Raw genomic sequence first — 9,108 nt, 5'->3', positions numbered from 1 at the left:
GCTCGCTCTCATTGCCGTCGCCAGGAAGCTGTTGACGGTCCTCAACGCCATTATGCGCGACAGGAAGCCGTACCTACAGACCAGGTCAACATAACAGTTGCCGGCTCTGCGGAGCAGCGTTACCAGGACGATGCTACGCATCGCCCAGGCTGCACCGCGTCCGGGACACGATAGTTGTACTGGATGTTTCCCATGAATCTCTTCCGCCTTCTTCAAGCCCGCGCTTCCGCCGGCAAGCCCGTCCGTGTCGCGCTGATCGGCGCCGGCAAATTCGGCTCGATGTTCCTCGCGCAGGTGCCGCACACGCCGGGGCTGGAAGTGCCTGTCATCGTCGACATCGACCGCGACCGTGCGCGCGAGGCGTGCCGCACGGTGGGGTGGGACGAGGCGCGGATCGCCGCGACCGTCTTCACCGATGACGGTGCCCGCGCCATTGCGGGCGGCGCAATGGATGTGGTGGTGGAGGCGACCGGCAATCCCGCGGTCGGCATCCGCCACGCGCGCGCCGCGATCGCGGCGGGCAAGCATATTGTGATGGTCAATGTCGAAGCCGACGTGCTGGCGGGCCCCCTGCTCGCCGAAGAGGCGCGCAAGGCGGGCGTGGTCTATTCGCTCGCCTATGGCGACCAGCCGGCGCTGACGGCCGAGATGGTCGACTGGGCGCGTGCCACGGGCTTTCGTGTCGTCGCTGCCGGCAAAGGCACAAAATATCTGCCGGCCTATCACGACGTGACGCCTGATGGCGTCTGGCAGCACTACGGCCTGACAGCCAGCGAAGCGCAGTCTGCCGGCATGAATCCGCAGATGTTCAACTCCTTCCTCGACGGCACCAAATCGGCGATCGAGATGGCCGCGATTGCCAACGCCTGCGGGCTCGACGTGCCCGCGAGCGGGCTGCTGTTTCCGCCCTGCGGTGTCGACGACCTGCCGCACATCATGCGGCCGCACAATATGGGCGGCGTGCTGGAACGATCCGGCGTGGTGGAAGTGGTCTCCTCGCTCGAGCGCGACGGCCGCCCGGTGTTTCGCGACCTGCGCTGGGGCGTGTACGTCGTGCTGGAGGCGCCGAACGACTACGCCGCCGATTGCTTCAAGCAATACGGCCTGAAGACCGACGCCAGCGGACGCTTCGCCGCGATGTACAAGCCATACCACCTGATCGGGCTGGAGCTGAACATCTCGGTGCTCTCGGCCGCGCTTCGGGGTGAGCCGACCGGACAGCCCTATGGTTTCCGCGGCGACGTCGCCGCCGTGGCAAAGCGAAACTTGCGCGCCGGCGAGATGCTGGATGGCGAAGGTGGCTACACGGTGTGGGGCAAGCTGGTGCCGGCTGCAGCGAGCCTGAAGGCGAGCGCCCTACCGATCGGCCTGGCGCATCGCCTCAAGCTCGAGCACGACGTCGCGCATGGCGAGATCGTGCGCTGGAGCGATGTCGAATTCGACGCCAACAACGAGACCATCAAGACGCGCAAGGCGATGGAAGCGGCGTTCGCCAGGGAGGGTTAGGGCGCGTACTCATAGATCTATCGTTTCAGCTTCGGACGCGGCGAGATCCGTTTGCGCTCCGATGCGGACATGCGAGGCACGCTTGGTCTTGTCCGCTTAGGGGCCCAGAACCGGAAGTCGACAATCAGGATCACAAGGCCCGTAACCCAACTGTGATGCAGGCATTTAAGGCGGCGCGCATTCGCGCTCTTTCCAAATCCCAGACAAACCTCGGTCAGTGCGGCTGACGCGTTTCAACTTAGCCGCAACGACCGTAAGAGCCCGTTTGGTGCTGCGGTCTGATCCGTCGTAGAGTATGGGTGGGTTGGTGGGCCATGGTGCGGGCCATGGTGCAAGAGCGGGTTCGAGTCGAGCGTAGATTATCGGCGATCTTGGCCGCCGACGTGGCTGGCTATTCTCGGCTCATGCACAATGACGAAGAGGCGACCCACGCCAAGCTGACGGCACTCCTCGCCGGAGGTGTCGAGCCCGCGATTGCGCAGCACGGCGGCCGCATCGTGAAGAACACCGGCGACGGGTTTTTGGCGGAGTTTCCAAGTGCGGTCGAAGCGGTGCGGGCTGCCATGCAGTTCCAGTCCCGCATCAACGAACTTACCAGCGACGATGCGGAAGACAGGCGCATTCTCTTCCGTGTGGGGCTCAATATTGGCGACATCATCGTCGAAGCCCATGACATCTTTGGAGACGGTGTCAACATCGCGGCGCGGCTCGAGAGCATCGCCGAACCCGGGGGCATCTGTATCTCTCAGACTGTCTTCAATCACGCGCGCGACAAGGTGCCTTTCGATGTCGAGGAAGCGGGCGAGCAAACTCTGAAGAACATCGCCCGGCCTGTCCACGTTTACCGCATCATCATCGACGCCGGCCCGCGGACTGCGACGCCTAAACGCGAGGTTCCGGCGCTCGCGTTGCCTGACAAACCGTCTGTCGCCGTGCTGCCGCTGACCAATATGAGCGGCGACCCCGAGCAGGAATTCGTCTCCGACGGTATAGCCGAAGATGTGATCACGGCGCTATCGCGCTATCCCTCGTTGTTCGTCATCGCGCGGAACTCGTCGTTCACTTACAAAGGGCGAGCAGTTGATGTGAGACAGGTCGGGCGCGAGCTCGGCGTCCGCTACGTGCTTGAAGGTAGCGTGCGCAAGGCCGGCAGCCGGATCCGCGTGACCGCGCAGCTCATAGAGGCGGCGACCAGCAATCATGTGTGGGCCGAACGCTACGACCGCGATCTCGCGGATGTTTTCGCCATGCAGGATGAGCTTACCGAAGCGCTGACGACTGCGCTCGCCCCCGCCATTGCAGACGCCGAGCTCCGACGCGCCATGCGCAGGCCGCCGGGGAGCCTTGATGCCTGGGCAGCCTATCAGCGCGGCCTGTGGCATCTGAGCAAAGCGACCGCAGACGACGATGAGATTGCAGAGAAATTCTTCAGACAGGCGATCGATCTCGACCCGACCTTCGGCGGCAGCTACAGCGCGCTCGCTCTGTACCAGCTGCAAGCGGCCGCGCTCTACCAGAAGATAGGCCTGCGAGACGCGCAACGCTCGGCGGAGGCCTTGGCCCGCCGGGCGGTCGCGCTCGATGGTGCCGATGCGGAAGCCCGTTCGTGCCTTGGCTGGGCCTTGCAAGCACGCGGCGAGGCTGACGATGCGTTGGCGGAGATCGAACGAGCTCTCTCCATGAGCCCAAATCTGGCGATCGCGCATGGCCATCGTGGCGCAACGCTGATCTTTGCCGGACGGCCCATGGAGGGGGTTACTGCTCTCAACGCGTGTATCAGGCTCGATCCCCGCGACCCCTATCTGGCAGTCCGCTTGTTGCACATTGCGTGCGGTTTATATTTCTGCGGCGAATATGAGGCTTCGATCGAGGCCGCAAAACGTCTGATCCGGTCGTATCCCGATTTTCCGATGATCTACCGCTGGTCCGCGGCGGCGCTGGGCCAGCTTGGCCGCACAGCGGAAGCGAAGGAAGAGCTGGAAAAGGCTGTCTTGCGCGCACCGGGGGCATTCGAGATGTATGTCCGCAACAGAGCGCCGTGGTTTCGTCCAGAAGACCACGCGCATCTCGTCGACGGTCTGCGTAAGGCCGGGTGGAGGGGGTAAGGCTGCATTGAACGTCGGGCCATCCGTTCTGCTTTGCCGCGAGCTGTTCTACGATCCTGCACGAGGTCTCTTCGTTTTTCACCTCGACGAGGGAGCAACGTCAAACTCCGCCGTAAGCCTAACCTTCGATTTTATGGATTTCGAAATGAGGGTCAAACTGCGACGTGCGGGAGAGGCCGCTCATGGCGCAAAAGGCGAAATTCCCGTGCCTTTGGCGCATTTTCGCTTTATCCCAGAGAGCAGACATCGAATTTATATGAGTACACGCCCTGATCGCGAACTTGGCGCCTCTCTTCCGCTTGCGGGAGGGAGCACGCGACCGCTGTAGCAACGATTTCTAAGGAAGCAGCCGTTCCTGCTTGGCCTGCCTGAACCACTTCCGGAACATGTCTTCGGTGTCCATCATTTCAGTGAAGCCGGCGCGGTTGATCTTGACCGTCGAGACGATGGAGGGTGGACCGGATTCGGCGCGGCCGTAGCGCATGCTGTAATCGACGTATTGGAACGAGAGGCCGACGAATTCGGCCAGACCCCGCGACACGAGGCCGTGCTTGCGCCGTAGCGCGTCCCACGGACCTACCCAGTTTGGGAATTCCTTCGCGAGCGACAGCGGGACCGGCTTGCCGGGCTTCATCCCCAGCGCGTCGGCCACCGCCGGCCAGATGTTCTCCCACGTGAAGACGTCGCCATTGGTGACGTTGAAGGCTTCGTTCTGTGCCGCCTTGGCCTCGCCCGACCAGGCGATCGCGCGCGCCAGCAGATCGACATCGACCGCCTGCGACACGCGCGCGGCCCCGCCGGGATAGTCGAGCGGCCTGCCCTGCTCCCGCAGCATCGCAGCGTAGACGCCGAGCGGCGGAATCAGATCCATTGCGCCGCCCATGGCGAGCCCCACGATCAGCACCGGCCGCAAGATGCTCCAGTGCCAGGCCTTGCCGGCCTGGAGCTCGCGCAGGAAGTTTTCCTGGGCCCAGTAGAAATTGGGCTGCTCGTACATTTCGGAGCGGCCTTCGCGCGCCGGCACTGTTAGGGGACGAACGTGAACGCCGTAGGCCTTGGTACCCTGCAGAAGAGCGACATGCCTGAGGTCCGGCGCCGCCGGCTCGAGCGCGCCCATCAGGTTGCGCAGCATCACGTCATTGGTCTTGATCTGCTGCTGGTCGCGCCAGCCATCGACGAGCTGCGGCGCCTCATAGAGCGCGGCGTAGATCAGGTGGGTGGCGCCCTGCAGCTCGGCCGCGGCACGGGCAATCGGCTTCGCTGGTCAGATCGATCGCGACGTGACGCGCACCGTAGAGGTCGCGCGGCTTGCGCCGCGACAGCGCAACAACCTCGCAAGCGGCGGATGTGCCGAAGTGTCGCAACGCGGCGTTGCCGACGAGACCGGTCGCTCCGGCGACCACAACCTTCTTGCTTGCCATGCTCGATCTCCCGTTCTTTTTGCCCAATTAGGTAGCAGATCGCGGATGCCCCCTACTTGCGTCTGGCCAGCGTTCGCACTTGCGAGGAAGGCATGAGGCTTGATTATCGCCAAGCGCCCGGTCATCCTCATCAGCGGAACCGCAATGATCGGAATTCCAACAAAAAGAGCCCATCAGGGCCATTCGGAAACGCTAGCAAGCCTCAACAAAACAACGTCGAGCCTCGGCGAAGAATAGACGACACCAAGATCGTTCCCTGGTCGAAGCATCGGCACAACGGAGGGTACGCATGAAACGTCGTGATTTCCTGAAGGTGACGGGCGTGAGCCTGGCCGCGAGCACAGCAGTGGCTGCGCCCGCGATCGCGCAGTCGTCACCCGAGGTCAGATGGCGGTACGCCACGAGCTGGCCGAAGGCGCTCGATACGCTCTATGGCGGCTGCGAATATTTCTGCAAGCAGGTCGCCGACATCACCGACAACAAATTCCAGATCCAGCCCTTTGCAGCGGGGGAGATCGTACCGGGCCTTCAGGTGCTCGACGCCGTGTCGAACGGCACCGTCGAGATCGGCAATACCGCGCTCTACTACTATTGGGGCAAGAATCCCGCTTTCACCTTCGCAACCGCACTGCCGTTCGGGTTGAACACGCGCCAGCAGATCTCCTGGCTGCAGTGGGGTGGCGGGCAGGATCTCGTGAACGACCTGTTGAAGGAGCACAACGTCTACGGCATCCCGACCGGATCCACCGGCGCCCAGATGGGCGGCTGGTTCAGGAAGGAGATCAAGACCGTCGACGACCTGAAGGGCCTGAAGATGCGGATCGGCGGCTTTGCCGGCACGATCCTCGCCAAGCTCGGCTGCGTGCCGCAGCAGCTCGCGGGCGGAGACATCTATCCGGCGCTGGAAAAAGGCACGATCGATGCGGCGGAGTGGGTCGGTCCCTATGACGACGAGAAGCTCGGCTTCGCCAAGGTCGCGAAGTACTATTACTATCCCGGCTGGTGGGAAGGCACGAGCCAGGGCCACAACATCATGAACATAGAGAAGTGGAACGCGCTGCCCAAGCATTACCAGGCGGCGATCGATGCGGCGTCACGCGACACCTTCACCTGGATCACCGGCAAGTACGATGCGGTGAACGCCCCGGCGCTGAAGCGGCTGATCGTGAACGGCGCGATCCTCAAGGGCTTTCCGCAGGAAGTGCTCGAGGCCTGCTACAACGCCGCCAACGAGATCTATGCCGATCTCTCCAAGACCAATCCGCATTTCGGCAAGATGTATGCGAGCATGATGGCCTATAAGAATGACTCGCTGCCTTGGACGCAGGTGGCGGAGCTGAGTTACGACAGCTTCATGGCGCGGATGCGGACGAAGACGTGAGGTGCTGAACGACCCGCACGAGTAAAGAGGATGAGCCCCGGAGATGCTGCCATCTCCGGGGTTTTTCATGCTTGGGTTCTGGAGCCTTCGCAACTGCGAGCGGCCTGACGACGCTTGATTATCGCAAGGCGACCGGTCATCCTGATTGCCGGGACCGCAACGCTCGGGACCCACAAAGAGCCCTGAAGGGCCTTCGGACACATTCACATCGTCACAACACCAACGTCACAACACCAACGTCGGTTATCGGCGAAGCAAAGACGACACGAAGATCGTTCCCTTGTCGAGGAATCGGCGCAACGGAGGGATACGCATGAAACGTCGTGATTTTCTGAAAGTGACAGGTGCCGGTCTGGCGGCGAGCACAGCAGTGGCTGCGCCGGCGATTGCGCAGTCGACGCCGGAAGTGAGATGGCGGCTCGCCGCAAGCTGGCCGAAGTCGCTCGATACGCTCTACGGCGGCTGCGAATATTTCTGCAAGCGCGTCGCCGAAGCCACCGACAACAAATTCCAGATCCAACCGTTCGCGGCCGGCGAAATCGTCCCGGGCCTGCAGGTGCTCGATGCCGTATCGAACGGCACCGTCGAGATGGGCAACACGGCGCTGTATTACTATTGGGGCAAGAACCCTGCCTTCACGTTTGGCACGTCTCTGCCGTTTGGACTAAACACGCGGGCACATATTTCCTGGCTGCTGTTCGGAGGCGGCACGGAAATGCTCAACGACCTCCTGAAGGAATACAACGCGGTCGGCATCCCGACCGGCTCGACCGGCGCGCAGATGGGCGGCTGGTTCCGGAAGGAGATCAAGTCGATGGAAGATTTCAAGGGATTGAAATTCCGCGTCGGCGGCTTCGCCGGCACGATCATCGCCAAGGTCGGCGGCGTGCCGCAGCAAATCGCCGGGGGCGACATCTATCCGGCGCTCGAGAAGGGCACAATCGATGCGGCCGAATGGGTCGGACCGTATGACGACGAGAAGCTCGGCTTCGTGAAGGTCGCAAAATACTACTACTATCCGGGCTGGTGGGAAGGCACCGGCCAGGGCCACAACATCATGAATCTCGACAAGTGGAACGCGCTGCCGAAGCACTATCAGGCGGTGATCGAGATGGCCTCGCGCGATACGTTCACGTGGGTCACCGGCAAATACGACTACGTCAATCCGCCGGCGCTGAAACGTCTGCTGGTGGCCGGCGCAATCCTGAAGCCGTTCCCCCAGGAAGTGCTCGAGGCCTGCTTCAACGCAGCGAACGAGATCTACGCGGATCTCAACAAGACCAATCCACACTTCGGCAAGATGTACGCCAGCCTGTCCGCATTCCGGAACGAATCTCTCGCATGGATGCAGGTTGCTGAGCTCAGCTACGACAGCTTCATGATGCGGATGCGCACGCGGACGTGAGCTGACGACGGGTCAGCTGGCCTGCAAACGACGAAAGCCCCGGAGATGGCTCCGGGGCTTTTTGTTATCGAGGACCGCTATCGTAGGTGGGCAAAGGCGCCATAGCGCCGTGCCCACCATTCTCTTCGGTCAGACAGCAGTGGTGGGCACGCTTCGCTTTGCCCACCCTACGACGGTGCAACATCGATCGCATCAGTTCTGATCGTCGCCGAGCGCAGCGACCAGCTTGTCGTAGTACTTGCCGACGAGATCGATGTTGCCCTTGTTCTCGACCTGGGGCGCCGGGATCTTTAGCGCCTCGTTCAGCTCGTCCAGCGCTTCCTTCTTGTCCTTGGCCGGCATCTTCTTGTCGGCGTGGATCTGCGCGATCTGCGCCTTGATCACCGATTCGGGGCCGACATATTTCTTGGTCGCGGGATCGAAGCCGCCGAGCACCAGGCTGATGTTGTCGACGACGTTGCTGTACTCGTCATAGCTGGCGAAGCCGTGCTTTTTGGCGACGGCGTCGAGCTGCGCGATCACCTTCTGATCGGGCGCGGTGTTCTCCGGAAGCTTTGCGGTGATCGCATCCATGTCCTTTTGCGCGGCGAGCACGCCGTCGAGCTGCTTGTCGGTCAGCACGATCTGCTTGAGAGTGGGTGTCTGCGCGGGCGCGGTCTGCTGAGCCGGCGCCGCCTGTTGCTTGGCTTGCGCGAACGCGGTGCCGGAGGAGGTAAGCGATGCTGCGGACAGAAGGCACGCGACGCCGAACGCGGTGAGGGCGGGACGAAGCAACGCAGGCATGGAAGTCTCCTCGGATATTTTGATTGCCAGGTTTCAAGGACGGAACCCGATTAGCGGCGTCGACGTGAATGGCCCCTGAACTCGCATCTGATCGTCTTCAACTGAACGAGAGCGCGCGAAATCGGATGCGACCACGAGCCCGGCGGCTCGCTCGCTTCACATGCTGAACGCGTATCGTGACGGAAAGATGCAGGCGGCGCGGCATTGCTGCGCCCAAACGCAAAACGCCACCTCCGTTGCCGGAAGGCGGCGTTTTGGTGTCGAGCATCGCAAGAGGAGACTTCCTTGTCCTTGGCAGGCCTGGCAGCGACCTACTCTCCCAGGCTTAAGCCATAGTACCATTGGCGCTGAAGAGTTTAACGGCCGAGTTCGGGATGGGATCGGGTTGAGGCTCTTCGCTAGAACCACCAGGCCGGCGAAGGACAAGGAAACGAAGCAAGCGATCTTCAAGCGTTGAGTCTGGCGACTTAGCGCTTCTCATTCTGGTCGGGGTCTTTGCGACCCTAT

7 protein-coding genes and 1 rRNA gene are annotated in these 9,108 nt (G+C 62.2%); 4 read left to right on the top strand and 4 right to left on the bottom strand.

Features of this window, described 5'->3' with window-relative positions:
- Positions 1-192 precede the first annotated feature (192 nt).
- Positions 193-1,506, top strand: coding sequence for an NAD(P)H-dependent oxidoreductase (locus AC629_RS41575; protein WP_084810440.1), 1,314 nt, complete (start codon positions 193-195; stop codon positions 1,504-1,506).
- A 314-nt stretch (positions 1,507-1,820) separates the two neighbouring features.
- Positions 1,821-3,611, top strand: coding sequence for an adenylate/guanylate cyclase domain-containing protein (locus AC629_RS47430; protein WP_084810439.1), 1,791 nt, complete (start codon positions 1,821-1,823; stop codon positions 3,609-3,611).
- A gap of 337 nt (positions 3,612-3,948) precedes the next feature.
- On the opposite strand, the gene AC629_RS41565 is transcribed toward AC629_RS47430, so the two are convergent.
- Together AC629_RS41565 and AC629_RS49535 are read right to left on the bottom strand one after the other, a co-directional pair.
- On the bottom strand, positions 3,949-4,743 hold the full coding sequence (locus tag AC629_RS41565; RefSeq protein ID WP_502693106.1) for a Rossmann-fold NAD(P)-binding domain-containing protein: 795 nt from the start codon (positions 4,741-4,743) through the stop codon (positions 3,949-3,951).
- A 58-nt stretch (positions 4,744-4,801) separates the two neighbouring features.
- Complete coding sequence (locus AC629_RS49535; RefSeq protein ID WP_245332171.1) at positions 4,802-5,032, bottom strand: Rossmann-fold NAD(P)-binding domain-containing protein; 231 nt, start codon at positions 5,030-5,032, stop codon at positions 4,802-4,804.
- Between the two features lie 289 nt (positions 5,033-5,321).
- Between AC629_RS49535 and AC629_RS41560 the strand changes: the two genes are divergently transcribed.
- Both AC629_RS41560 and AC629_RS41555 read left to right on the top strand, forming a co-directional pair.
- Positions 5,322-6,413 carry a TRAP transporter substrate-binding protein gene (locus tag AC629_RS41560; protein WP_084810438.1) on the top strand — a complete coding sequence of 364 codons (1,092 nt, stop codon included), beginning with the start codon at positions 5,322-5,324 and terminating at the stop codon, positions 6,411-6,413.
- A 313-nt stretch (positions 6,414-6,726) separates the two neighbouring features.
- Positions 6,727-7,818, top strand: coding sequence for a TRAP transporter substrate-binding protein (locus AC629_RS41555; protein ID WP_084810437.1), 1,092 nt, complete (start codon positions 6,727-6,729; stop codon positions 7,816-7,818).
- 192 nt (positions 7,819-8,010) lie between these two features.
- Here the strand turns inward: AC629_RS41555 and AC629_RS41550 are convergent, their stop codons facing one another.
- Together AC629_RS41550 and rrf are read right to left on the bottom strand one after the other, a co-directional pair.
- Entirely contained in the window at positions 8,011-8,601 is a 591-nt protein-coding gene (locus AC629_RS41550; protein ID WP_084810436.1) for a hypothetical protein, read from the bottom strand.
- Between the two features lie 298 nt (positions 8,602-8,899).
- A 5S ribosomal RNA gene (gene rrf / locus AC629_RS41545) occupies positions 8,900-9,013 on the bottom strand.
- Positions 9,014-9,108: the final 95 nt, after the last annotated feature.

The sequence above is a fragment of the Bradyrhizobium sp. NAS80.1 genome, assembly GCF_001908205.1.
GTDB lineage: Bacteria > Pseudomonadota > Alphaproteobacteria > Rhizobiales > Xanthobacteraceae > Bradyrhizobium.
The sequence above is the reverse complement of the archived record's forward strand: the minus strand, read 5'-3'. Positions and strand labels throughout refer to the sequence as shown.

Bases quoted from the DNA above. Each gene is read 5' to 3' on its own strand.
- AC629_RS41550 (WP_084810436.1), bottom strand. From the start codon at position 8,601: ATGCCTGCGTTGCTTCGTCCCGCCCTCACCGCGTTCGGCGTCGCGTGC.
- AC629_RS41565 (WP_502693106.1), bottom strand. From the start codon at position 4,743: ATGCTGCGCAACCTGATGGGCGCGCTCGAGCCGGCGGCGCCGGACCTC.
- AC629_RS41575 (WP_084810440.1), top strand. From the start codon at position 193: ATGAATCTCTTCCGCCTTCTTCAAGCCCGCGCTTCCGCCGGCAAGCCC.
- AC629_RS47430 (WP_084810439.1), top strand. From the start codon at position 1,821: ATGGTGCGGGCCATGGTGCAAGAGCGGGTTCGAGTCGAGCGTAGATTA.
- AC629_RS49535 (WP_245332171.1), bottom strand. From the start codon at position 5,032: ATGGCAAGCAAGAAGGTTGTGGTCGCCGGAGCGACCGGTCTCGTCGGC.
- AC629_RS41560 (WP_084810438.1), top strand. From the start codon at position 5,322: ATGAAACGTCGTGATTTCCTGAAGGTGACGGGCGTGAGCCTGGCCGCG.
- AC629_RS41555 (WP_084810437.1), top strand. From the start codon at position 6,727: ATGAAACGTCGTGATTTTCTGAAAGTGACAGGTGCCGGTCTGGCGGCG.